Here is a 1415-nt window from a genome sequence, read left to right on the forward strand (position 1 = left end):
AACGTAAGTGGGGGGGGGCTGTACGTTTAGAAGTTGGGAAAGAACACATTGATGAAAGAGTATTAGCGTTATTATATGAGGTTCTGGAAGTAAAAGATGAAGATGTATATATAATGGATGGGCCATTAGATTTAACATGTTTGTTTTCTTTATATAAAAAACTAGCTCCTTTATATGAACATCTTGTATATCCGGCTCTTATTCCGCAACCGCCTCAAGATTTAGGTGATGAAGAAGATGTATTTGAAAAAGCAATTGAGCATGATATTTTATTACATCATCCTTTTGAATCATTTCAGCCGGTAGTTGATTTTGTCCGTGATGCGGCAGACGATCCAAATGTACTTGCGATTAAACAAACGTTATATCGAGTAAGTGGTGATTCACCAATTATTCAGGCGTTAAAGCTGAAAAGGGAAAACAAGTGACGGAATTAGTTGAATTGATATCGAGAAAGTGGGGATTCACCAATTATTCAGGCGTTAAAGATAGCGGCTGAAAAGGGAAAACAAGTGACGGTATTAGTTGAATTAAAGGCAAGATTTGATGAAGAAAACAATGTTCATTGGGCTAAAGAATTGGAACAGGCAGGATGTCATGTTATTTACGGTGTAAGTCACTTGAAAACACATAGTAAAATTACGTTAGTTGTAAGAAGAAAAAACGGAAAAATCGAAAGGTTCGTACATCTTGGAACTGGAAACTATAATGATGCAACAGCGAAGTTATATACTGATTTTGGATATATTACATCAAGAAAAGACTTTGGGGTTGATGCAACCAATTTCTTTAATTATTTAAGTGGTTATACAACAAAGCCACATTTTCATCATTTATCTGTTGCTCCATTTGATATAAGAGAACAATTTATGGATTTAATAGATGAAGAAATCCGTTATCATAGGCAATATGGAAATGGATATATTATCGCTAAGATGAATTCATTAACAGATAAACCATTAATTAAAAAAATGTACGAAGCATCACAAGCTGGAGTAAAGGTAGAGCTCATTGTTCGAGGAACATGTTGTTTAAGACCTGGTATTCCAAATGTAAGTGAAAATATTCGTGTAGTTAGTGTTGTTGGAAGATATTTAGAACATAGCCGTATTTATTATTTCCATCATAATGGGGAGGAGAAAATATATTTATCTTCAGCTGATTGGATGACGCGAAATATGGAGAAGCGAGTGGAAATATCTTTCCCGATATTAGATATTGAAATGAAGGCACGAATTAAGGCGATTTTACAGCTTACATTAGCTGATAATGTGAAAACACGTGAACAAAATAAAGATGGTGATTACTATTATGTTATTAATGGTAGTACAGAAGAAATTGATAGCCAAGTGAAGTTGTTTAAGATGGCGTATCAAAATACAGATGCTGAATAATGAAAAAAGTAAAAACCTCTT

At 33.9% G+C, this 1415-nt stretch carries 1 pseudogene; it reads left to right on the forward strand.

From position 1 onward, the window contains the following. Nucleotides 1–1394: pseudogene (ppk1, locus tag DN403_RS30820) on the forward strand (polyphosphate kinase 1); the annotation flags it as partial. Between the last annotated feature and the right edge of the window lie 21 nt (nucleotides 1395–1415).

The organism is Bacillus sp. AY2-1, from assembly GCF_008368965.1.
GTDB lineage: Bacteria > Bacillota > Bacilli > Bacillales > Bacillaceae_G > Bacillus_A > Bacillus_A thuringiensis_S.